Source organism: Sphingobacterium multivorum, from assembly GCF_039511225.1.
GTDB lineage: Bacteria > Bacteroidota > Bacteroidia > Sphingobacteriales > Sphingobacteriaceae > Sphingobacterium.
In genome coordinates this window covers 1,953,289-1,975,909 of record NZ_CP154261.1, presented here as the reverse complement: position 1 = coordinate 1,975,909, position 22,621 = coordinate 1,953,289, and the positions used below count along the sequence as shown (strand labels likewise).

The 22,621-nt window shown below is 40.0% G+C and carries 18 protein-coding genes; 10 read left to right on the top strand and 8 right to left on the bottom strand.

Features of this window, described 5'->3' with window-relative positions; genetic code table 11:
• The first annotated feature begins 22 nt into the window (after positions 1-22).
• The 5 genes from AAH582_RS08090 (at position 23) to AAH582_RS08070 (ending at position 4,558) form a co-directional block, all read left to right on the top strand.
• On the top strand, positions 23-556 hold the full coding sequence (locus AAH582_RS08090) for an OmpH family outer membrane protein (protein WP_046671928.1): 534 nt from the start codon (positions 23-25) through the stop codon (positions 554-556).
• Between the two features lie 103 nt (positions 557-659).
• The gene (locus tag AAH582_RS08085; RefSeq protein ID WP_343321775.1) at positions 660-1,226 is read left to right on the top strand and encodes an OmpH family outer membrane protein; all 567 of its coding nucleotides are present in this window, start codon (positions 660-662) and stop codon (positions 1,224-1,226) included.
• Between the two features lie 363 nt (positions 1,227-1,589).
• Positions 1,590-2,264, top strand: coding sequence for a TetR/AcrR family transcriptional regulator (locus tag AAH582_RS08080; RefSeq protein WP_046671927.1), 675 nt, complete (start codon positions 1,590-1,592; stop codon positions 2,262-2,264).
• A 193-nt stretch (positions 2,265-2,457) separates the two neighbouring features.
• Entirely contained in the window at positions 2,458-3,756 is a 1,299-nt protein-coding gene (locus AAH582_RS08075) for a 4Fe-4S dicluster domain-containing protein (RefSeq protein ID WP_046671926.1), read from the top strand.
• A 7-nt stretch (positions 3,757-3,763) separates the two neighbouring features.
• Positions 3,764-4,558, top strand: coding sequence for a (Fe-S)-binding protein (locus AAH582_RS08070; RefSeq protein ID WP_046671939.1), 795 nt, complete (start codon positions 3,764-3,766; stop codon positions 4,556-4,558).
• 363 nt (positions 4,559-4,921) lie between these two features.
• On the opposite strand, the gene AAH582_RS08065 is transcribed toward AAH582_RS08070, so the two are convergent.
• Positions 4,922-5,512, bottom strand: coding sequence for a TIGR00730 family Rossman fold protein (locus AAH582_RS08065; protein WP_046671925.1), 591 nt, complete (start codon positions 5,510-5,512; stop codon positions 4,922-4,924).
• Between the two features lie 237 nt (positions 5,513-5,749).
• On the opposite strand from AAH582_RS08065, the gene AAH582_RS08060 reads away from it, so the two are divergent.
• On the top strand, positions 5,750-8,113 hold the full coding sequence (locus AAH582_RS08060; RefSeq protein ID WP_343321774.1) for a glycoside hydrolase family 127 protein: 2,364 nt from the start codon (positions 5,750-5,752) through the stop codon (positions 8,111-8,113).
• A 100-nt stretch (positions 8,114-8,213) separates the two neighbouring features.
• Here AAH582_RS08060 and AAH582_RS08055 read toward each other — a convergent pair whose 3' ends face one another.
• A complete protein-coding gene (locus AAH582_RS08055) occupies positions 8,214-10,199 on the bottom strand; it encodes a glycoside hydrolase family 97 protein (RefSeq protein WP_343321773.1) in 1,986 nt (661 codons plus the stop codon).
• A 269-nt stretch (positions 10,200-10,468) separates the two neighbouring features.
• On the opposite strand from AAH582_RS08055, the gene AAH582_RS08050 reads away from it, so the two are divergent.
• Both AAH582_RS08050 and AAH582_RS08045 read left to right on the top strand, forming a co-directional pair.
• The gene (locus AAH582_RS08050; RefSeq protein WP_343321772.1) at positions 10,469-11,137 is read left to right on the top strand and encodes a DinB family protein; all 669 of its coding nucleotides are present in this window, start codon (positions 10,469-10,471) and stop codon (positions 11,135-11,137) included.
• A gap of 4 nt (positions 11,138-11,141) precedes the next feature.
• Positions 11,142-11,594 (top strand): SRPBCC family protein, encoded by a 453-nt coding sequence (locus tag AAH582_RS08045; RefSeq protein ID WP_343321771.1) that lies wholly within the window; start codon positions 11,142-11,144, stop codon positions 11,592-11,594.
• A 227-nt stretch (positions 11,595-11,821) separates the two neighbouring features.
• Here the strand turns inward: AAH582_RS08045 and AAH582_RS08040 are convergent, their stop codons facing one another.
• Together AAH582_RS08040 and AAH582_RS08035 are read right to left on the bottom strand one after the other, a co-directional pair.
• A complete protein-coding gene (locus AAH582_RS08040) occupies positions 11,822-12,847 on the bottom strand; it encodes a hypothetical protein (RefSeq protein WP_343321770.1) in 1,026 nt (341 codons plus the stop codon).
• Positions 12,848-13,276: 429 nt separating this feature from the next.
• Positions 13,277-13,591 carry a hypothetical protein gene (locus tag AAH582_RS08035; RefSeq protein ID WP_156167503.1) on the bottom strand — a complete coding sequence of 105 codons (315 nt, stop codon included), beginning with the start codon at positions 13,589-13,591 and terminating at the stop codon, positions 13,277-13,279.
• A 531-nt stretch (positions 13,592-14,122) separates the two neighbouring features.
• On the opposite strand from AAH582_RS08035, the gene AAH582_RS08030 reads away from it, so the two are divergent.
• Positions 14,123-14,929 (top strand): helix-turn-helix domain-containing protein, encoded by an 807-nt coding sequence (locus AAH582_RS08030; protein ID WP_343321769.1) that lies wholly within the window; start codon positions 14,123-14,125, stop codon positions 14,927-14,929.
• On the opposite strand, the gene AAH582_RS08025 is transcribed toward AAH582_RS08030, so the two are convergent.
• Both AAH582_RS08025 and AAH582_RS08020 read right to left on the bottom strand, forming a co-directional pair.
• Positions 14,926-17,370 carry a TonB-dependent receptor gene (locus tag AAH582_RS08025; RefSeq protein ID WP_343321768.1) on the bottom strand — a complete coding sequence of 815 codons (2,445 nt, stop codon included), beginning with the start codon at positions 17,368-17,370 and terminating at the stop codon, positions 14,926-14,928. The genes AAH582_RS08030 and AAH582_RS08025 overlap by 4 nt on opposite strands.
• Positions 17,371-17,798: 428 nt before the next feature.
• Positions 17,799-18,068 (bottom strand): integrase core domain-containing protein, encoded by a 270-nt coding sequence (locus AAH582_RS08020; protein WP_430459033.1) that lies wholly within the window; start codon positions 18,066-18,068, stop codon positions 17,799-17,801.
• A gap of 8 nt (positions 18,069-18,076) precedes the next feature.
• On the opposite strand from AAH582_RS08020, the gene AAH582_RS08015 reads away from it, so the two are divergent.
• A complete protein-coding gene (locus tag AAH582_RS08015; RefSeq protein ID WP_343321767.1) occupies positions 18,077-18,349 on the top strand; it encodes a hypothetical protein in 273 nt (90 codons plus the stop codon).
• Positions 18,350-18,371: 22 nt separating this feature from the next.
• On the opposite strand, the gene AAH582_RS08010 is transcribed toward AAH582_RS08015, so the two are convergent.
• Positions 18,372-18,758, bottom strand: coding sequence for a hypothetical protein (locus AAH582_RS08010; RefSeq protein ID WP_343321766.1), 387 nt, complete (start codon positions 18,756-18,758; stop codon positions 18,372-18,374).
• Positions 18,759-19,119: 361 nt separating this feature from the next.
• Positions 19,120-22,611 (bottom strand): DUF6443 domain-containing protein, encoded by a 3,492-nt coding sequence (locus tag AAH582_RS08005; protein ID WP_343321765.1) that lies wholly within the window; start codon positions 22,609-22,611, stop codon positions 19,120-19,122.
• Positions 22,612-22,621: the final 10 nt, after the last annotated feature.

Below are 22,621 nucleotides of genomic sequence, written 5' to 3'. Positions count from 1 at the left end.
TCTATAAAAACTTACAGGAAATATGAAAAAAATATTGTTAGTTATAGCTTTTGTAGTCGTTAGTGCTACAGCGACATTTGCCCAACAACTCGCATATGCTGATTCAGAATATATCCTAAAACATATTCCTGAATATACGACTGCACAGAAACAGCTGGATGATTTATCGAAGCAATGGCAGGAAGAAGTGGATCAGAAATATGCTGAGATTGAGAAACTATATCAGGCTTATCAAAAGGATCAGGTTTTATTAAATGAAGATATGCGCCGTCGTCGGGAAGATGAAATCGTGACAAGAGAAAAAGAAGTAAAAGACTATCAAAAACAAAAGTTTGGATTTGAAGGCGACCTCTTTAAAAGACGTACTCAATTAATGAAGCCTATTCAAGATCGTGTAGCAAAAGCTATCCAAGACGTTGCTTCTGCGCAGGGAATTGATTTTATTATGGACAAGGGCAATGAGTCGACTTTTCTTTATGCCAATCCAAAATTGAATAAAAGTAATGATGTCATTACAAAATTAGGATATAAACCCAATCCGAGTCTTGCAAACTAAGCGGGAGTTTATTATCATTGTGAACACAAATAACAATAGTAGTAATTAATTAGAAAACTAAAAGATTGCCATAAAGATGGCTCATTAGATTAAAATGAAAAGCATGAAAAATTTATTAAAAGGTGCGGTTGCTTTAGTGGCAGTATTTTTCTCAACTCAATTCGCAAATGCGCAACAAAAGATTGGTCATATCAATTTTGCTGAAATTATTCAGTCCACTTCGGAATTTAAAGCAGCCGAAGGTCAATTGAAAACATTAAGCGACGGCAAAACCAAAGAAATTCAAGATATGGTGGCTATTTATCAAACAAAACAAAAAGATGCGAACGATAAATTGCGTAACAGAAGTGAAGCAAACAAAGAAACTGTTGATCCAGAAATCAACAAAATAGGTCAAGAATTACAAGATATCCAAGCGCGTATCCAAACAGCACAACAAGCTGCTCAAGATGAATTAGGTAAAAAAGAAGAAGAGCTAATTGCACCTATTCATAGAAAAGTTGGTGATGCTGTAAGCGCTGTTTCAAAAGAAAAGGGAATGGCATATGTATTTGATATTTCAAGCACAAATATTCCTTATTTCCAAGGTGGAGAGGATTTAACTGCTGCTGTTAAAACAAAATTAGGAATTTCAGCTACAGCTGCTCCTGCTGCTCCAGCAAGAAAATAAGCCAGCAATACAAGGCAATAAAAAAGGGATTATCTTTAGAGATAATCCCTTTTTTATTACCTATCCATTTTCCCAAATAACAAGTAAATCACAATCGGCGTTTACCGCCGACAGCAGTAAATATTCGTCAGTTCTATAGCCAAAAGAATAAGATAAACTAAAAAGCTTATCGGTTCAGTCAAATTATAGTGTAAATAAAAATCTGCTGCTTGGTTTTCTTGCATTTACCAGCTAAATTGTAGATATTGGTTCGGAAAACAAACATATCTACCCTAATGAAAACTTCATGGGCTCAAATTTGTTCATTAACTAACGAATATGAGGTACTCAGGAAAGCTTCGTCGTTAAAATGATTTTATTCGCATGAAAAAGAAAGTAATTGAGGATAATCCTAAAAAAGAAAGAAAGGTAACTTCCGGTCCTATTCGAGACAAGGAGCGCACCAAAGCTCGCATGATCGCCGCTGTTGGAAAGGTCATTCAAAAGAAAGGATACCATGCATTGAATGGGCCTAATATTGCTTTGGAATGTGGACTGAACAAAGCATTAATATGGAACTATTTTGGCGGTCTCGATCAACTGGTGGAAGCTTACCTGACACAAAAAGATTTTTGGCAAATCGGAGACAAAGGAGTCTTAGAGCAAATGGTCACAAACCCAAGCACCATCAGCGTTTCCTTGATAGAAGAATTGCTTAAATCTCAATTCGACACCTTTTTGAAGGATAAAACGAAGCAAAAAGTCATTCACTGGGGCCTGGGCGAAAAAACCAAAGCGCTTAAAAATATCGCCGACAGACGGGAAATGTTTGGCGAGGAACTATTTAAACACGTCGATTCAAAATTCGAAAACTCCGAAAACGACCTGAGAGCAACATTGGCGATCTTAGTCAGTTCAATCTACTATCTAAGCCTTCAGGCAAAATCTACGGGCAGTACCTTTTGCGGTATCGATGTCAATACCGAAGCAGGAAAAGAACGGATTCAGAAAACCATTCGTAAAATATTAGAACAGACATTCTCCGATGTTCAGCTATAGACTATTCTATTATAATTAGGTAAACGTCCAAGAAGAAAGAATTCCTTCTTGGACGTTTTCATTACAGCCTATCTTTTACAAGTAAAAATTTCCAATAAATTATCATCTTTAGGTCTTCATTTCTGATTTATTTTTACTATGTTAGCATAACAAAATAATATAGTATATTTGTTTATAACCAAGATCCAAGCATATGATAGGTCAACTAATATTTGCGGTTTGTTTCGCTGTAGCATTGTTCCTTTTTAGCAAAAATGCACAACAGATTTATCGTAATATCAAGCTGGGTAGACCGGCAGATCGTTCGGACAGATCACCAGAGCGTTGGAAAATGATGCTCCTCGTCGCCTTTGGACAAAAGAAAATGTTCAAGCGAATTTTCCCCGCAGTATTACATTTATTTGTGTACCTCGGATTTGTCATCATCAACATTGAAATGTTGGAAATTGTCATAGACGGACTTTTTGGTACACACCGTATCTTTTCATTTCTAGGGAGTTTTTATAATTTTCTGATTGGTGCATTTGAATGGCTCGCCCTTGGTGTACTGCTCTCCTGCATCATCTTTTTAATTCGGAGAAATATCGCTAAAGTAGCTCGCTTAAATAGCGTGGAATTGAAACATTGGCCCAAGACGGATGCAAATATTATTTTAATCACAGAAATTCTTTTAATGTCGGCTTTCCTGCTGATGAATGCATCTGATCTTAAATTGCAGCTCTATGGCTTTGCACATTTTAAATCGGTAGGTTCCTTTCCGGTAAGTCACTATCTCCTTCCATACCTTCCAACTTCGACGGAAGCTTTATTTTTAATAGAGCGGTCTTGTTGGTGGTTTCATATTCTAGGTGTGCTTGCATTCTTGAACTACCTCCCCTACTCTAAGCATCTTCATATTATTTTAGCTTTTCCGAACACCTATTTTTCCAATCTGAATGCGAAAGGCAAACTGTCTAATATGCCGGCTGTAACCAACGAGGTAAAAGCCATGCTTGACCCAAGTTTCACTCCTCCAGCAGCAGATGCAAATGCGCGTTTTGGAGCCAAAGATGTTCAGGACTTAACCTGGAAGAGCTTATTGGACGCCTATACCTGTACGGAATGTGGACGTTGTACATCTTCTTGCCCCGCAAATATAACGGGAAAGCTGCTGTCCCCACGAAAAATCATGATGGATACAAGGGATCGACTGACGGAAGTCGGTATAAATATCAAAACAAATGGAAGCTTTCAGGATGACGGAAAATCGCTAATAGATACATATATCAGCCGAGAAGAGTTATGGGCCTGTACAAGCTGTAATGCCTGTGTAGAACAATGCCCCGTCAATATTAATCCACTGGATATTATTATTGAGCTGCGTCGCTTTGCTGTTATGGAAGAATCGCAAGCCCCTGCGAGTATTAACAATATGTTTGGAAATATTGAGAACAATGGTGCCCCATGGAAATATGCGCAATTGGACCGCGCCAATTGGACTCAACAACAATAGTTTTATGATGGAAAATGAATTAAAAGTTCCAACAGTTGCTGAACTGTTAGCCAAAGGAGAAACTCCTGATATACTATTTTGGGTAGGTTGTGCAGGGAGCTTTGACGAACGTGCACAGAAAATTACGCGCGATATCTGCAGAATATTACAACATGTCGGTTTAAAATATGCCATCCTAGGTACAGAAGAAAGCTGTACGGGTGATCCTGCCAAAAGAAGTGGAAACGAATTTCTATTTCAAATGCAGGCCATGATGAATATCGAAGTACTCAATGGCTATGAAATCAAAAAAATAGTAACTGCTTGCCCGCACTGTTTCAATACCTTAAAAAATGAGTATCCATCCCTAGGCGGCCACTATGAGGTTATTCATCATACACAATTGATCCAAAACCTGATCGATGAAGGAAAATTAAAACCAGCGGATAATAATGTATTCAAGGGAAAGAAGATAACCTATCATGATCCCTGTTATCTTGGTCGTGCAAATGAGGTGTATGAGGCACCGAGGAAAGTATTGGAAAGCTTGGACGCCCAGTTGATCGAACTGAAACGTTGCAAGAGCAATGGATTGTGCTGTGGTGCTGGGGGCGGACAAATGTTCAAAGAACCAGAGCCCGGAGCAAAAGACATTAACATCGAACGTATCGAAGAAGTCATTGATGCACAGCCTCAAGTTGTAGCTGCAGCATGTCCTTTCTGCATGACCATGCTAAAAGATGGCGTAAAGATAAAAGAAAAAGAATCAGTGATAGAAGTGCTGGACATTGCCGAAATCACGGCTCGGGCAAATCAACTGTAAAATACGTTGCTTTACTTAATAAAAGAGGCCCGATCATACGATCGGGCCTTTTGTGTAGGGAGAAGAATATCTCCTGTTCACGATTGAATAAGGGAATCCCAAAGCCGGTTAAAATATAGGGGATTCCCCCGAATCGAAGACCAGCGCAGTATTTATACTGACCAAACGACTCTAGCAACTAGCCATAACAAAGGTATCTCCTCTAGTTCAATTCACTGTTGTTAATTTCTTTAAAAATGTTGTTCAAAAGTTTAAATTTGAAAAAAAATGATCGTATACTGCGCGCTGCTATAGCCGCCACCGAAATAATAAAACTTCGAACTCATTTCGACTGCGTTAATTCTGAACGATTTCATTGTCTCTCTAAATCTCATCCTTCTCTATCCACTTTGGCACCAGTGGCGCCTCATACTCTTGCATCTTCTCGATCAGTGCTTCAATCGTATCAGCCACTAATAACATCGCTCGATTTTCCTGCTTAAGAAGCCCCTCTTCGACCATGTGATCAATAAAGTGGATTAGGTGATTATAAAATCCATTGATGTTTAACAAACCAACTGGCTTTTTATGTAAACCCAATTGAGCCCATGTAATCATTTCGAAAAGCTCTTCCAAGGTACCAAAACCGCCCGGCAGAGCAATAACTCCTTCCGCATAATCACTCATAATTCGTTTACGATCATGCATGGTATCTACAGTAATCAATTTCGTTACGCCCTTATGCTCCCTTTCTTTCGAATTTAAAAAGTCGGGAATCACACCAATGACCTCACCTCCCTTTGCAAGAGCTCCATTCGCAACAGCTCCCATTAGGCCAACCCTTCCACCCCCATAAACCAAACGAATACCGTATTCGGCCAAAACCTTTCCCACATAGGAGGCCTGCTCTTCATACACGGCCGAATTCCCTAAACTGGAAGCACAAAAAATAACAATACTATTAACTTTCTTCATATACAAGTATAGTTAAAAATAAACGGACCAGCTCTTTTTAATAAAAAAACAAACTAATTATCAATGATATACAAAAAAAACACGCGCATTATTTTCACATATAAATATAAATGTAAAAAAAACACTTAAAATAAATAACACATTTAATATCTTTGATTTACCGGTCCTTTTTTACATAACGGCTAACCAGACAAGCTCATCAGATCTTGTTAATAACAAATGATAATTTCAGTCCATATGATCTTCAAAAACAAATTTTTGCACAGTGCTCTCTTAAGCTTATTTAGTCTGGCGCTATCTGCTCAAACGACTCCTCAATTAAATTATTTCGATTTAAGAGAAGTCAGGTTATTACCGGGGCTTTTTAAACATGCCGAAGATCTGGACATCAATTATTTATTGGAAATGGATCCCGACCGTTTGTTGGCTCCGTTTTTACGCGAAGCCAATTTACCGCTTAAAAAAGACTCCTATACCAATTGGGAAAATACAGGGTTAGATGGCCATATCGGAGGTCATTATCTATCTGCTCTTGCTCATATGTATGCCGCTACAGGCGACCTTCGTATTAAGGAGCGCCTAGATTATATGCTCAGCAACTTGAAACGTTGTCAGGAAGCAAATGGAAACGGTTACCTTGGCGGAGTTCCTGGGGGTAAAATTATTTGGACAGAAATTCAACAGGGCCGGATCAACGCCGGTAGCTTTAACCTGAATGGAAAATGGGTACCACTATATAATATACACAAAACCTACGCTGGCCTGCGAGATGCCTACTTGTTGACAGGCAATAAATCTGCAAAAGAAATGCTGGTCCAGATGGCTGATTGGGCGCTTGAGTTGGTTGGCCAACTTTCTGATGCTCAAATACAGGAAATGTTACGAAGTGAACACGGTGGACTGAACGAAACTTTTGCTGATGTCGCTGCAATTACCCAAGATCAGGCTTACCTTGAGCTGGCTCGTAAATTCAGTCATCAATCCGTACTTGAGCCTTTATTAGCGCATGAAGATCATTTAACAGGATTGCATGCGAATACACAAATTCCAAAAGTCCTCGGTTTTAAGCGCATTGCTGACCTTTCCCATAACGAAAAATGGGCGGAGGCTGTTCGGTACTTTTGGGACAATGTCGTTGAACAGCGCTCAATTGCTATTGGCGGAAATAGTGTGAGTGAGCATTTTAACCCAACGAACGATTTTTCAAAGATGTTATATAGCATTGAGGGACCTGAGACCTGCAACACCTACAATATGTTACGGCTCACAAAAATGCTCTACCAAACCGATCCGCAAGGGAAATACCTCGATTTTTATGAACGTGCGCTATACAACCATATCTTATCGACACAACATCCCGACCATGGAGGATTAGTCTATTTCACACAGATCCGTCCGGGGCATTATCGCGTTTATTCACAAGTGCAGACAAGTATGTGGTGCTGCGTTGGATCAGGGATGGAAAATCACGCCAAATATGGTGAAATGATCTATGCATACCGCAACAATGACCTATTTGTCAATCTATTTATTCCTTCACGCCTGGACTGGAAGGAGAAAAATATGGAAGTCATTCAAGATACGAACTTCCCAACAGAAGCCAATACAAGCATACGAATCAACCCCGAGAAACCGACGTCATTCAGCTTGTTTATTCGTAAACCCAGCTGGCTCACCATAGCTCCCCATGTGTTGATCAATGGGAAGCCCTACAACAATTTTAGTTCCACAAATGAGCATATCCAGATCAAACGTACATGGCGAAAAGGCGATATCGTCAGCCTTGAATTGCCCATGGGAGTACATACTGAGCAGTTACCTGATAAAAGCAATCATTACAGTATTTTATATGGGCCGCTTGTTTTGGGAGCCCGCACTGGACAGGAAGATCTTTTGGGACTTCAGGCTGATGACAGCCGAATGGGACACATTGCATCGGGAAAACAAATCCCTTTACGTGATCTTCCAATTCTTAAAGCTGAACCGAACAATATTCCAGCTCTTGTACGACCAATAACTTCAAAGCCCCTCCACTTTACACTCTCCGATCTCTATATGGGAAAAAAAGGTGTTCAAATGGAATTAGAACCTTTTTTTGGTATTCATGATTCCCGTTATATGATCTATTGGCCTCAAGCAACAGAAAAGGAATTGCAGGCATTACAGGAGAAAATGAGCCGCGATGAAGTAGAAAGCTTAGCGCTAGCGGCCAAAACAGTCGATAAGGTCGTCGCTGGAGAGCAACAACCGGAATCAGATCACTTTTTTCGCGAACAAAATAGCAATGCTGGGGCTTTCGGCGATACACGCTGGCGCGATACAAAAGACTGGTTCAGTTACGTGATGAAAATAACGCCCGAGGCCCAATTGGTGGCGATCAAATTGCTGGCAGACAATTCATCCAGGGTAACTGAGGTTATGATCGATGGTAAAACCATCAGCACATTGGAAGACAAGGACGAGAAATCCACCATGAAAACTATACGTATACAGCTTCCCAAAGAGTGTATAGGTAAAACCAAAATAGAACTGAAAATTAAGGCCGGAGCAGGATCGACAAGTCACAAGATCCTAGAAATTCGAACTCTTCGTCCTGACTAATGGAATCTGTGAGAAAGCTTCCATTAGTCAGGCCTGATTCACTTAGCCTGGATAATTCAGTTCATCAAAAGTGATTCAGTTCGTCAGAAGAGCGTTTAATTTATTTTCCGATTAAAACAACAGCGCCGTCAGGTTGCAATGTCAATTTGATGGACTTTGTTTTGGAAAGTCGAATTTGTTTCTGTTTTGACTGCCGGGCGATGTTATCGTCGATTAGCTGTACCGCATCTGTACTCAACATGGGCAAATTCACCGATACAGTCTTTTCTTTGCCCTCGGCATTTATACCGGCGATGTACCATGTATCATTCTTTCTCCGGCCAAGTATGACATATTTACCTGGATAACCATCAATAAAAACAGTCTCATCCCAGGTAGTTGGTACCTGCTTCATAAAATTAATCACATGGGTTGGCATTTCCTGTAAATTATTGGGTGTCAATCCAAAATTTTGCACTGGAGTCTGAAATAGAACCGCCGTTGCCAATTGAAATGTTTCTGTCGTTTTGCGGATAGTACCGCCGCTATTTTCGCGGTTATGACGTTTGTTCAGTAAAACCGGGCCAAAATCCATGGCCGCCACGGCATTGCGAATAAAGGGATGTAAAGTCGCATTAAAAGCCTCCGTATCATTTGCATGTTGTGTGAAAATCAAATTTTCAGAGGCCAATACGGCTTCACTGCCCACGAAATTCGGATACATACGTTCCCAACCCCGCGGTAAAGTACATCCATGAAATATAACGGTTAATCCATAGTCATTTGCATCCGAAAGAATATCTTCGTAAAGCTTCAGTGTTTCTTGTTTATCGCCTCCAAAAAAGTCGACTTTGATTCCTTTAATGCCCACGCGCTGCATCCATTGCATCTCGGCTTTACGTGCAATCGAAGTATTCATTTTATTTTTTGGCGTCTGCGGTGCGTCGTTCCAGAATCCGTTCGAATTGTACCACAGACAAATACCTACGCCCCGCTCCTTCCCATAAGCCACCAATTGTTCAATTTTCTCGTGGCCGATCTTTGTATCCCACCAATTGTCGATCAATACAAATTCATACCCCATTGAAGCCGAAAGGTCAATGAACTTCTTTTGGTCTTCAAAATTAATACTGCCGTCCTGCCATTCCAACCAGCTCCACGTCGCCCGTCCGAATTCATATTTCTTCGATGCCCTATACTGCGGTTCAACAACATCAAACGGAATCGTCGTCTCCACAATGGGTTTTAGATTGCTTCCGACAGTCAGTGTGCGCCAAGGTGTATAACTGGGTAATGAAATTGTGGGAGCAGCTCGTCCAATGCCATTGTTCTCCCCTTCTTCCGGAAAAGCAATGCTATAAAGCCCATCCTTGGTACCTTCGCTTAACTTGGACGCACAATATGCACTTGAAACTCCCGTTTCCGAAACAAGTACCCATCCACGATCTCCAACATGAAATAGCGCAGGAAAAGTATAACCAACACCATACGTCGAAGGTACACCTAGCGCCTGGTCTGCCTGATACTCCTCTTCGTAACTTGGTTTTGTTTTCATCCAGCCTATCATCGGGGAAGCTTGGGCTGTTAAAAATGTTGTTGTAACTAATGGGAATTTAAAGCCGCTGTTCTCCTTTATCAATGCAAAGTTGGCCGGCTCGCCCACTTGAGGCACATAATATCGGAAGGCTATATTGTTGTTGCTCACACGGAAAGTAACCTCGATCTGCTGCTTTGAAGTATTCTCCAACACATAACGCAATTCATTCGCTTTATACGCTACCTGACTGCGTTTGATTTTTGATTCGTTATAATTAGTCGAAATTTCAGCTCTTTTTTCTGCTATTAAACGCAAATTATCGCTTAAATTTATGGTCTTACTTTGGAGCCCAAGAGGTGAAGATTCCAACATTGTCTTTCCTTCCAGTTCAACCTCATAAAATAGATGACCATTTTTCAGATCCAACTTAACGGTCAAAGTTCCATCAGGACTCGATACCGATGTTTGCTGCGCTATGGCAATTCTGCCCAGTAAAGACAGGGCACATACCAAAACATAACGTTTTAGCGGTAAACGGCTAAAATAGCATGTATAATTGTGATTTAACATAGATTAAGTCAAATAGTAGGTTAGTTATCCTGTTAAAGATAAGGTTTTATTTCAATAAATGTACTAAAAACACTTATTACAAAATGCGTATTTTATCAAGTTGCAATCGACCGCGTCATTTAGGAATTATCGTCGTTTGCTCTGGAAGGTGCGTATGTAGCTTTTCTTGTCCTATGAGAAGATATACCAAACAAAAATCCCTTATAATTGTAAAGAAATAGTGACATTTATTTTACGATCTTAAAACGTATTAAACTATGAATCTAATTATGAACATGATAGCACTTGCCAGTATAGCAACTGCTACCTTGGCTCCGTCATCAGCCAAATCCCGATTATTGCTCGAGCAAAAAGACCAAAACATTACGCTGATAGAAAAAAAACAGGCTTTAAAACGCGATTATGTTGGAACCGACTCGCTATTGCAATATTTTAACCAAACAACTGCGGAACTTGAAAAGCAGGTTGCGGGTTTAAGCGAAGCGCAGCTCCAATTTAAACCAGCGCCTGACAAATGGTCGATCAGTCAATGCCTTGAGCATATTATTCGTTCAGAACGAATGATATTTGACATGGCAAAAAAGGGCTTGGATCAAGATCCTCAACCCGAAAGAAGAAAAGAGATCAAGATGACCGACGACAACCTAAAAAACGCACTCACAGACAGGAGTCACAAATACCAGGCACCCAAGGAACTTCAGCCAGAAGGAATTTATAAAAATGTGAACACTGCTTTGACTGATTTCTCCGCCGCTCGCCAACCCGTGCTTGATTACATCAAAAAAGCTGATGCGGAAGATCTTAGAAATCATGTCAGCGATTCCCCAACCGGTCCGATTGATGGTTACCAAGCCCTCATGTTTATTGCCGCACATTCTGCGCGTCATACCAAACAGATCGCTGAAATAAAGGCCGATCCTAATTTTCCAAAACAATAGAAAGATGAAGAAATTGACTTATCAAATTAAGATCCATGCGCCTGTGCCGCGGGTTTTTAAAACTATGCTTGACAAAGAAACCTATAAAGAATGGACCAGTGCATTCAATCCAAGTTCAGATTTCGAAGGCATTTGGGAAAAGGGGCAAAAAATTCATTTTACCGGCGTCAATGAAAATGGTGAAAAAGGTGGAATGGTAGCAGAAATCGCTGAATACATTCCAAATTCATATGTATCTATTCGGCATCTTGGCATCCTAGACAATGGCCAAGAAATTTTATCCGGACCAGCTGTCGAAGATTGGGCTGGAGCATTGGAAAATTATTCTTTTTCGGACATTGAGGGACAAACATTATTGAAAGTAGATGTTGATACAAATGACGAATACATCGATTACTTTAATGAGGCTTGGCCAAATGCTTTGCAGCGACTAAAGGATATTAGTGAAACAAAATAAACAAATACAGGCTGCTATTTCATGTCTTTTGGAGACCGATACATTGGTAAGGATGCTATTGCTTAATAAAGCGGGACTATTCAAAACGTTTGTATAGCCCCGCTTTATTAAGCAATTCCACACTTATCGTCCTGCAGCATTCGATCAGCTATTCATCTTTCCAAGGGGTTCGTCTGATCTTTTGGCCTATTGACCTAAGAATATCTTCTGAACGTCAGTAAGTTCGTTTACAGTTGTTTTTTAACCCTAATGTCGAATATATTATAATACTTTAAGGTGCTGTAGTCCTTCAGGCTCATAAAGTCATAGGTAAGCGGATAATTAAAGATATTTTCCGTCTGACTCACATAAAGGAGCATATCGCGGAGCGCTGTTCTAATAGCTTGGGCTCCTTTTGGATACTGAATAAAACTGTTCTTGCCACCGCCACGATAATAGACCAGCAGATTGCTGCAATCGAGTACCTTGGTATCTGTATCATCCAGCGTTTTATGTTCCAGTATTTTGTCTATTGCTGTATTTAGGCCTGCCCGTGTTGAATCAGTTTCGCCCATCAGAATCATATGGGTACCATACGTTACCGAAGCAAGCACGTAAGGAGAATAGCCTGCTTGGGTTAATGCGGCAACTTCCGATTCCGGATAAGCTTCATGATACTCGGTGTAATCAATATAAATCGTAAGCTTATTGACATTGCCTATCCGAAGCGTACTATTGGGTTTAGTGACCGTCGTTGAGTCAGCATGTCTGACCAGAGATAGGGCCTTTTTTACATCCTTCGAATTACCGAGAAATCCCTGTATTTCGGCGTAATCGCCAAAAGTGCTCGAAGTAAAGTTCATGCTACTTGCCTGTTTCGATTTTTCAAACTTATTTGCATAAGTAAGGCCATTCTTATAGCTGGGTTCAAAGAACCCCATATCGACGGAGAAATCATTGTCTGATAAGAAATGAAATTTAACTTTTTTTGCTTTTGCTTCCAGGCTTTCTAGCCGCGGCCCTTCAAGTGTGTCTTTGAGATTCCAGATGCCCCCTAAATACACCTTTTCATCAATATTATCATCAGCGAACAGTTCACTCATCTGCAACTGTACTTTCCGAATTTCGTACTTTTCTGGCGGGACAGTGGGTTCATTTTTGGTGGTATCTGTAGGGACCACCTCTGGAGGTTCTACGCTTGGCTCGATGGGATCTTTTGTACAACTTAGCCATATCAGTGCGCTAAGAAGAAGTAAAAAATTTCTAGTGTGCATATTGAAGTTCTTCAGTTCCAAATTCAGTTATCATTAAAAAAGGTTAACTACACTTTTTTATCTGATAAATTAAATATAATAATCGAAGATAACGTTTTTTTACATCGGTCCACCACATACCATCCCGGTATAGCATATTTTTACAATTCAAATCAAAACGCTCCAATCTCATTTAACGAAAAGAAGGTAACAATTTACGCGATAAGACGCTCCGTTATTGAACACAAATCATCAAAGCGTAGCGTTTTTAGCGCATCACAAACGAAAAAGCGAGTTAAAAACTGAACTTCCTGTACACCAAAAAGACTTAACAGTCTAACCATTTAGGCCGAAAAAAAGCGGGGTTTTCACCCCGCTTAAATTAATCGTTTGTAACAGCGCGAAAATGCCGAAGCCTCTCCTGGTTAAGAACAATAGGACGCTGCTGTATTAGACACCCCAAAATGCCCTGCATGCTTTAAAGAAGGATCCACAACCTCCATTTGTATAGGTATCTGAAGTATGTGTACCGACCAGTTGGGCCGTGTCATAATCATAAAAGCTTAACACAAAAATACAGTGCGTCAATTTTCCTTCGCTTTCTTTGATCTCTTCGGTGACCTTCACGAGGGTGTTCGTGTTGGGAAGACGGTAAGTCATTGTTTTAGCATTGACATTTTCTTTCGGAGCCTTTTCAGTTGTCTTTGCAGAAGCGGCTGTAGATAGCAGTGCAACAGCCATCAAACTCATCATTAATTTTTTCATTGTTTCTAGTTTTTTGTTAAACCATAACATGCTTTTGAAGCAGGTCTTTATTTTATGGAAGTAAAAATAAAAACGCATTTAACTAATTTTACGGTGATTTATTATTTGTTGTAGTCCATTCATTATTCGTGGTTGTTCGCCTATTATTCGTAATACAACTATTATATTGTAAAGGTTAATGTGACAGCAAGCCTTGTTTTTATAAATTGTATGTCTTTATCATTATTTATTTTTTTAGGAATCTGATTCAAAATAAACTATAGTTTAGCTGCCTAATTGTTGCAACTATGCTGGAATTATTAACACATACAATTTCATCGAGAAAATTAATATTTTTCTAGAGAGAAGATATGGGACGATCAAAAAGCGCGATAATTAAAAGTCCTACAGTGTAAACTTCATGTCTTTCTAAATGGAGTGTGGACATTGATGCGAATTTTGAAAGACTGAGCTATAATTGCTATTCAAATAGCAATTAGCTTGCTTCAATACAATAATTTCTTTTATTTTTACGTCTCTAAGCAGATCTGCATGAGCAGTAAAATCATCATAAAAGACAAACTCGAACCGAAAAAGCTATTAAAAGTTGCTGCTTTTGATAATTCAAAAGCGGTCACCAAGCCACATAAGCATAATGGATACCTCGAAATTGTTTTTTTATCGGCTACATCAGGGAAACATACCATTGATGGGATTGAAAGTCCGATTAAAACGCCCTGCATATTGATCATTCGTAGAGATTCTGTTCATCACTGGGAACTTGCTCCCCCCATCGAAGGGTTTGTTCTGCTGGTAAAAAAATCATTTGTAGACCTGAGTTTAGATCTTGAAATCGCAAGGATGGTTGGCGAAATCAGTAAGTTCGATACAATATACTTAAAAGAAAACGGTATTATACCGACTCTTCTTGAAATCCTAGCACAAGAAGAAAACAGGATAGTTCAAGAGGGTTTATTCAGATCATTACTGGCAAAGGTTCTTGAGGATATAGACGGCATAGAACAATCCACATCAATATCCAATGATCTCTATGTACGATTTATTGAGCTGTTAAATACCGGATCGACAATCGTAAACAATGTGGCTCATTATGCCAACCTGCTTTACACCAGCCCTCAGAATCTAAATGCTGTCTGCAAGAAAAATGCCGGCAATACAGCTTCTCAGCTATTAGCAACCTATATTATTAAAGAAGCAAAGCGGCTCATTTTTTACACCAACAATTCCATCGCTGAGATTGCTTTTGCCTTGGGATTCTCAGACAAATCGAATTTTTCCAAATACTTTAAACGTTATACCGGCGTTACGCCTTCCGAATTCAAGAAGCAAAACCACTAAAATTCCTTTTCACCAAATTCACTTTTTGGCAGTTTGGTAGATTGATTCAATTTGTGCACATTGAAACTAAGGTTGAGCATCAGGATGTTTTTTTCATAGATATAATTCGTGGTCGTATAAAAGTCATGTGAAGCTGTGGTAATACGCTGCTCGTTTACACCCCATTTCCCCAACTCAATAAATTGCCATTGAACCTGTGCTTTAATGGCACCGTTCAAAAAAATTTTACTTAAATTAAAATGGGGCGCTAAAAAGCGTGAATCCTTTCCCTGAACGGTAGGTTTTTCAGAAAGATAATTTACTTGTAGCCCGGTGCTCCAATTTTTTAGTAGATCAGCCTGTAGTCCTGCATTTAAAGAATAAACCCAATCACTATTCGTGCGTGTCTCCGGATAGGTTAATACCTGCCCCGATATTTTATAACGATAGAGATTAAAACCACCGTTCACTTTTAGCCAAGAAAATGGTTTGCCCTCTCCTCCTATTTCAGTCCCCCAGCGATTGGCGTAGTCCGCATTGGTAAATACCCGGTTGAGAACAGTATCTGCGTAAACGGAGTTCACACGCTGGATAGGGTTTTTGCTGTGTTGATAGTAAACGTTCATGAACAGACTTCCAGCTTTCAGCTTTTTCAGAATCCCGGTCTCCAGATTCATCGTAAACTCTGGCAGCAGTTTTGGGTCCCCTTGTTCTAATGTTTCTGAGTGCTCGCGTTCTGGAATCGGATTTAGTTCAAAATTATTATTTCGCTGAATCCGTCTCGCTGCTGCAAATTTCCAGGACCAACTTTTACCCAAATCGTGCATCAAATTGAAGGTAGGATACAATTGATGGACCGCGTATGGATATTTTTCGGCGGTATTAACCAACAGCACATCACGTTGATAATATTCATAGCGAAGTCCGATCGACAGTTGGGTTCTTTTAAGTTTATGATCATACTGGCTAAACAATCCGTGCACCTTATTATCTGCGTTTAATCTTCCTGTAAATGCAGGAACAAGCTGCAATACACGGCTTCCCTGCATAGTGGCGAAATAGTCAAAGTCGCCCTTTTGTCGATCACGTCTCAGCTGGTAACCGCTCAATAGTTCACCATGTGGCAATTTCCAGTTATGTTGTATTGATAGCCGTAACCCGTGTAAAGGATTTGTATAGTTATTATTTGTCCATTGAACAGTATCGGTTCCATGCTCGATATTCGCATTCTTTGTCGATCCATAAATCCGAGCATACTCATAAATAGCACCGAACTGCAATACATGGGCTGCATTTAATCTATACTGGTAATTGAAATCGATAAGATAGAATTCTCCTTGTTTGTTTTGGAGATTGGAGTTAAAATAATTGGTTGCGGAGAGTTCTCTCCCCGTTGAAGGCTGTACTGTTCGGTTCGTGTAATATATATCAGCAAGACGGTCCTGAAATTTTCGGGAGGCCAATACCCCCAGACTAATTTGCTGTTTTTTTGATAGTTCATAAGAACCATTCAGTCTGACGCCAAAATTGTATTTGTCAAAACTTCTTTCGCCTTGGGAGGGAAAGAATGTTTGTCTGTCACCAATAATGGTGTATACGTCACCCGCTCTAAACCCCGCATTATCATTGCGCAGATAATTGGCCGAACCGTTCAATTCAAGTCTATTTTTTTTGAACTGGAAAGAAACATCGCCGCCAAATCGTTTTTGGCTCTTATGGTTACTGTAATTATCGATGCTAGGGAGTCCTCCTTGTAGATTGAGTATCCAGGCAAATCCGCCGGTTGTGGCTTTTTTAGTTTTTATATTAATCATTCCTCCTTTGCCGTCAGGATCAAATTGAGCAGAGGGGCTAGTAATATATTCCACCTCGGTCACATCATTGGCTGCGATTTGGCTCAAAACCGTGACGGGATCTAAAAAAGAAGGTTTACCATTGATAAGCACGATTACACCCGCATTTCCACGCATACTAATGTTGCCATTGACATCGATAGCAGCCGAAGGTAGATTTTTAATCACATCCAATGCTGTACCGCCAACAGCATTATTATACTGATCTGCCCGATATCGTTGCCTGTCACCTGTATGTTGCTGTGCAACGCGCTGTCCGATGATCGCTACTTCGTCCAATCGTTGTCCTCTAGCTGCCAATGCAATTCCGGGCAGATCTATTCGACTCCGACCATCAAAATCCACAACAATATTTTTTGAGCCATAGCCAATAAATCGGACCGCAAGGGTATATTTCCCTTTTTTAAGATTCGAAAACAAAAAGCTACCGACTGAATCCGCTACAACACCATCAACTACCTGACCAGAAGCATCAAGGATTGAAATACTGGCAAAAGATATAGGAGAATGTGTAATAGAATCTCGTACTGTTCCTGACAATAAAGCCTTTTGGGCATGCACGGTAAGTACCAAAACTAGAAGGCAGAGTAGGGTAAAAAATCTTTTCACGCGAGTTTAAGTTTCCCAAAAATAGAAAAGTTAATGAAGGAGACCCCGTCTACATGCCAATTATACCACAGTTTTTTCAAATCAACCATTGCTATTAGACCTAATTTATGAAAAATACCCAACACGCCATCTTTACTGCCTGTTCTCGGTTATTTTCCATTAAAAAATCGAACTGTACTCAATTGCCCCTTCATAACCTGAATGACAACATTTTTGAGCATAAAAAAGGAGACACTATTAACTAGTGTCTCCTTAAGTGCCGGTCAGCATACTTTTTTCACATCATTTTGAGCAGGATTTGAAGAATTTGTTGGAAGCTTTGAGCTGAAAATCTACATAGGCCTCAACATACCTAATGTCCATTAATTTTTATTAGACGTAGGGTAAGTACATCATTTTTCCGAAAGCTAAGATTGGACTTTTCTAATTTACGTTACTAATTGATTTATTTGTTGTTTGTGTCTAATATTTTTTGATAATTCCGTTGGTGTGAGATTCCCCAGCCCTTCATGGGGTCTGTTGTTATTATATTCATCCATCAATGCCTGGGTATGTTCTCTTACTTCTGACAAATTGAAAAATAAATAAGCATCCAAAATTTCTTTGCGATAACTTCGGTTGAATCGTTCAATATAACCGTTTTGCATAGGCTTACCGGGCTGGATAAATTGAATAGCGACGCCTTTATCTTTAACCAAAGCTCAAAATGATGACTGGTGAATTCAGGTCCGTTATCATGGATCTTCCCATTCATGTTTTCGATGATATTTGGTCGTATAGATTATTCTTCGGATCTCAAGTGGAAAGCCTTAAAAGACAGTTAGTTGAATTTTCGGCATTACTTCCGGTACCCATCTTAATTGTATGTCCTGACCCGGAGATATTTCCATCTAAGGGCTGCCATGTCGCACCTGGAGCACCTTTCTCCAATATCCTGTCAATAGGGCCAGCTTCAAAAATTGTCCTTTCATATGGATAGCTCGTCGTTTGGATCCCAGATCCTAACGGTGGATTTTCATAGAAATTTGGTCATATTCAGCCGAAAATTGAGTACGTAACATATTCACAAATGCAATTTCCTTGATCGTAACAAGAGCATTTAAATAACGGCTCAAAGCATCAAGGTCCCCACTTTCCGGAATGCTAAAATCACCCCAGTTACATTTTTTTGCCATCTTCGTTTTATAGTTCGTCCAGCTTCCCTCAAACGAATTATTGCTAAATCCATCTCCATAATAATACAATGTATTGACCGTAGGACAGTGGAAAGGTTTCAGGACATTGAAAAGCTCAGCGAAAGCGAAAAAGATCAGGTATTTGCACTGCTTGACGCATTCCTCGCCAAAAGCAAGATGCAGGCAATACTCAAATAAAACAACAACGCCCAATCTTTATCGGATTGGGCGTTGTAAGTGTCGTCATAAAAAGGGGAACATATTATTTTTGCCGAATGCTATGTATAAGAACAGTAGGAAGACAAAGATAACCAAAGGGATAATGATCAAAACAATCCTATGCAGAGTATTTTCTTTAGCAAAGAGAAGAGCAATAGATACAAAGAATAAACCTACTAAACAAATATAAAGGGTGTATATCAACGTATTCCTAAACACTTCTACTGTTTGCAATTCATTAACACCAAACACCCTATTAAACAAATTCTCCTTAAGAAGGCTCAGGGTTAACAGTAACAAAGTAAATGCAACCAGATAATAGTATTTTTCAGCGAAAAACTTCATCATAACATGTTTATTGATGTTTATATTTTGTACTTATAGGTGGAAGATTTTTATATCCCATCATTCCCATACCATATTTCCACCGATCTGTAATGCTCATTATTGACCCATTAAACACAGGTCCTGGAATAAACTTGGATAGAAAATAGTTTTTCTTTAAAGAGTTTTCTAGAGTATTCAACGAGCTATTAGACAACTTCCAATAAGAACCGTTTATCACATTTTGCTCCTTTAACAACTGATCGCCGTCCCAAATACGTGCTGCATCTCCCTTCACAGGGTTGCCGTTATACAAGTCTTGTAATCCGCCCCAAACATCGTCCATTATCATTTTATTCCCTAATGTAACAAAGTTCTTGATTTCGTCATTGGAATAGCCTGTCATTGTCGCTCCAAATCCCAATAAGTTTTTCAACTTATCAACAGTAGAGGCAGCAGCACCAGCCCATTTAGTTTCAAACCCGCGACTGGAGGTCTCATCCTGAAACCATCTGTAAAAATCGGCCCTTTGATCCAAATTCTCATACTCTTTAAAACCATCGTTTTTCTGAATATTAGTTTTATTAGCATTTTTCCAAACAGAAGTATTATATTTTCTATCTGAAGTTCGCCAATGACCATCACTGCCATCAAGCTTTCCATTGGGATTTTCTGCGTAATAGGCTTCTGCATCATCATACTCCTTGAAATACCTTCCATCCGGATCAATAAAAAGAATAGGATTATTTGCAGTATAGGTATAAGGTGAATAAGAATAATAGGAGCTTGCCAACGGATCCACTACGTTCCATCTTCCAATCTCCGCGTCGTAGAATCTCGCTCCGTAATCCAGTTGACCTTCCAGAATATAAGTACTTCCCAAGTTATGCGTGCCACCATTCAGGTCAGACTGCATCTCCTTGCCATTATAAAGATATTTATTATTAATGCTAGTTGCAATAGACTTTGTTTTGCCAAAGGGATAATAGTCCTGACGTTGCATCACGGTAGCTATTGGTAAAGCTGCAGACCCCTCTTTTTTCAGAACCACTCGAATATTGCCTAGATGATCTGTCAGATTATAGTAATAACTGTATGTTCCTCCGCTATTTAGCAGAAAGCCGTCTTCGGTAGCGATCCGCTCAATCACGGGTGCTGCTGAGCCTGTCTTGCTATATTCGATTCCACCAATATAATCTTGTTCTGTAGTAATGTTATTGACTGTCGACTTCCGGTTCAGTTTGCTACCCAAGGCATCGTAGCTGTACACGACACTCCTACCCCCTCCGATCGCTGTCTTCGGTTGATTTAGGTAACTGTAGGTCAATGCCATCCCAGTACGATCTTTTGTCGCATTACCATTGAGGTCATACGTAAACGTTGCGATCAATCCTCCTGAAAGACTAGCAAGTTTATTACTTTTATTTGCATTATTATAATTGTAATTAATGGCCGGACTATTGTCACGCGTAAGGGTTTTTATATTGCCCATCTCATCATAACTCAGGACTTCACTCATCACCGTACCTGTACTTACACTACTCGTTAACCTGCTCAGTGCATCATAACTGTAATCGAACGTACTGCTTGTCATGGTGCCATGTCCCCACAATTGCTGAGCTATATTTCCATTGTATTGTGCATTGGGTAATATCGTGTTGCCGTTGATATAATAATTCAACTGGGAGACGAACTGGGGTGCCCCTATTCGGGTCAGCCAGCCGCGCTCGTTATACTGATAGGCAATGCTGGTCATAAAGTTTGCACCTCCGTTTTCACTGTGTAGCGATTTCGTTTTAGGCTGTCCGATTTCATTGTATACGAACCGACTTTGAATCACTTCTGCCTGAGCATTCACCTTCTTCTTTGTCTGTAAAAGACGCCCAACATGATCGTATTCATAAGCCATGACAAGCGTTGTCGCTAAACCAGTCGCTGGTGTATGGATCCGCGTGCTTTTCAGCAGTTCGTTCGTAAAGCTGTACTCATTGGTCTCCCGGTCTGTACCTTTTAGGTGGTTTTGGCTTACATTCTGTATCAGCCGCCCATAATCATCATAATAATTGATCGTCAGCATGGAGTCCGTGCGGTCATCTTTCCATATTATTCTACCTGTTAGAAGTCCCTTGGTCATCGAACTTTTTGTTACCCCTAATGGTTGGAGCTTCGCCAAAGATCCGCCATTGAAGCTATAGTCATCGTAATAAACGGTTGTCAGACGTTCTTTTGCTGTCCTAGGATAAGCCAGGTTGCTATAGTCGGCCGCTCCTTCACGCTCTTCCCAATACTTTGTCACTGTATTTACATCAGATTGAGCCAAAACCTGCGATGCAAATAGTTTTGTATAATGTCCTGTTTCAACAATCCTGTCAAAAGCATCATATTTTATATAAGTCCACCTGTTCAGTGCACGCTGATTGGCGTCCTGTTGCAGAACCACTTTGTCTTTGGCATTATATACCAGCCATTCCCAGCCTTTTCCCGGAATTTTCTTTTGTATCAGCCGTTGTTTATTGTCGTACTTATATGCATAGATCAACTCGTCAAATCCATTTGCGTTCTCTGAAACACTTGTTTCTTTATATCCTGGTGGAATGACATAGCGTAAATTCCCTATAATATCATATACATAATAAGTATCTATCGAACTATTCTCATCCTGCCAGATCCGGATCAGAACCAACTGGCCCTGAAGATTTCTAAACTCCTCCCTTGTACCGGTTTTGCCAGAAACCCAATTTTCATCTTTTTTAATCAGCTTTTCGAGTTTATTAGCAGCATAGAAGGTCGATGCTGTAGCGCCATCTGTAGCGATCATCCGCCATAAACGCACCTCATTTGCAGTATTTGCAGTATAAGCGAACTTAACAGTATGTCCAGAATTACCGATCTGACTGTTACTGACCTGCCACACCTGCCCAGGAGCACCGATCTGTTCGGTCCTTCCCAGTTCATTTTTTTCATATACCGTTTCGGCAAAGGGAAATGCTGTTCCATTGGCCAGTAATGGATTTGACTGATAGAAGCTTTTTACATTATTGGCATCCCCTATCCTGAAACTTCCTTCATTACCATAAGCAACGTAGGGAAGGTACTGATATCGTTCTCTGCCAACTGGATCATATTCACTGTATTGCACGATATCTCCATAATCAGTACTTCCCATAACAGAAGTAGCCTGAATTGGTCTGCCAAAACCATCGATGTATTGAATATTGCGGTTCTCCTGATCTGCCGTTCTTGCCGCTGCCATATTCGAAGGATTGATTCCTGCCACACGGAATATATTATTTAAAATATAATTCTGCGTTCTGGTTTCAACGCTCTTCATGGCAGGAAGCCCCCCAATAGAGATCTGCGCATTGGTTCCCTGCGGAATATAGAATCCATTTTTAAGGGTCACGCTTTTGGCCGCCTGTATGTTATTTTCGCCATTATAGGTTTGAAGAACTAGATTTAGCTCCTGCGCAATCAAAAATTGACAATGAAAGAGGAGAATTAAGATTAATTTTATTCGTTTCATAAAATTTGTA

Coding starts and splice junctions, on each gene's coding strand:
- AAH582_RS08050 (WP_343321772.1), top strand. CDS start 10,469: ATGAACATGATAGCACTTGCCAGTATAGCAACTGCTACCTTGGCTCCG.
- AAH582_RS08005 (WP_343321765.1), bottom strand. CDS start 22,611: ATGAAACGAATAAAATTAATCTTAATTCTCCTCTTTCATTGTCAATTT.
- AAH582_RS08055 (WP_343321773.1), bottom strand. CDS start 10,199: ATGTTAAATCACAATTATACATGCTATTTTAGCCGTTTACCGCTAAAA.
- AAH582_RS08015 (WP_343321767.1), top strand. CDS start 18,077: ATGATGACTGGTGAATTCAGGTCCGTTATCATGGATCTTCCCATTCAT.
- AAH582_RS08085 (WP_343321775.1), top strand. CDS start 660: ATGAAAAATTTATTAAAAGGTGCGGTTGCTTTAGTGGCAGTATTTTTC.
- AAH582_RS08045 (WP_343321771.1), top strand. CDS start 11,142: ATGAAGAAATTGACTTATCAAATTAAGATCCATGCGCCTGTGCCGCGG.
- AAH582_RS08040 (WP_343321770.1), bottom strand. CDS start 12,847: ATGCACACTAGAAATTTTTTACTTCTTCTTAGCGCACTGATATGGCTA.
- AAH582_RS08065 (WP_046671925.1), bottom strand. CDS start 5,512: ATGAAGAAAGTTAATAGTATTGTTATTTTTTGTGCTTCCAGTTTAGGG.
- AAH582_RS08075 (WP_046671926.1), top strand. CDS start 2,458: ATGATAGGTCAACTAATATTTGCGGTTTGTTTCGCTGTAGCATTGTTC.
- AAH582_RS08030 (WP_343321769.1), top strand. CDS start 14,123: ATGAGCAGTAAAATCATCATAAAAGACAAACTCGAACCGAAAAAGCTA.
- AAH582_RS08070 (WP_046671939.1), top strand. CDS start 3,764: ATGGAAAATGAATTAAAAGTTCCAACAGTTGCTGAACTGTTAGCCAAA.
- AAH582_RS08080 (WP_046671927.1), top strand. CDS start 1,590: ATGAAAAAGAAAGTAATTGAGGATAATCCTAAAAAAGAAAGAAAGGTA.
- AAH582_RS08060 (WP_343321774.1), top strand. CDS start 5,750: ATGATCTTCAAAAACAAATTTTTGCACAGTGCTCTCTTAAGCTTATTT.
- AAH582_RS08035 (WP_156167503.1), bottom strand. CDS start 13,591: ATGAAAAAATTAATGATGAGTTTGATGGCTGTTGCACTGCTATCTACA.
- AAH582_RS08090 (WP_046671928.1), top strand. CDS start 23: ATGAAAAAAATATTGTTAGTTATAGCTTTTGTAGTCGTTAGTGCTACA.